This is a genomic window from Halobiforma nitratireducens JCM 10879 (assembly GCF_000337895.1).
In the GTDB taxonomy this organism is placed as follows: Archaea; Halobacteriota; Halobacteria; order Halobacteriales; family Natrialbaceae; genus Natronobacterium; species Natronobacterium nitratireducens.
In genome coordinates this window covers 1-413 of sequence record NZ_AOMA01000185.1, presented here as the reverse complement: position 1 = coordinate 413, position 413 = coordinate 1, and the positions used below count along the sequence as shown (strand labels likewise).

Genomic DNA, 413 nt, shown 5'->3' with positions numbered 1-413 from the left:
CGAATTTCAAAACAGGACTCTCAGGCCATATAGCGGCATTAAGACGAATATCATAAATTCAATACTGTCGCCTTCTTGCGTTCAACAGAGCAGTTGGTGACGAAATTCGTTGCCCGTGATTGTCTCATCCATGATGACGCCGTTGTCACGGACCTCACCAGTCTCTGCGTCGACGGCAGCGGCGGCATAGATCGTGTTCTCACCGAGATCGACGCCGACCCGAGTGGACACTTCGCCGGGCTTGTACACGTCAACCTCCTCCGCGACCGAGAGATGGGCATACAACGTACCGGTATCGTCGTCAAGCCTCAATTCAAGCACACCGTATGCTCTGTTGAACGCAAGAAGGCGACAGTATTGAATTTATGATATTCGTCTTAATGCCGCTATATGGCCTGAGAGTCCTGTTTTGA

1 protein-coding gene is annotated in these 413 nt (G+C 50.8%); it reads right to left on the bottom strand.

The genetic code is table 11. The features are described 5' to 3' along the window. Positions 1-81 precede the first annotated feature (81 nt). On the bottom strand, positions 82-249 hold the full coding sequence (locus tag C446_RS19175; RefSeq protein WP_160162985.1) for a hypothetical protein: 168 nt from the start codon (positions 247-249) through the stop codon (positions 82-84). Between the last annotated feature and the right edge of the window lie 164 nt (positions 250-413).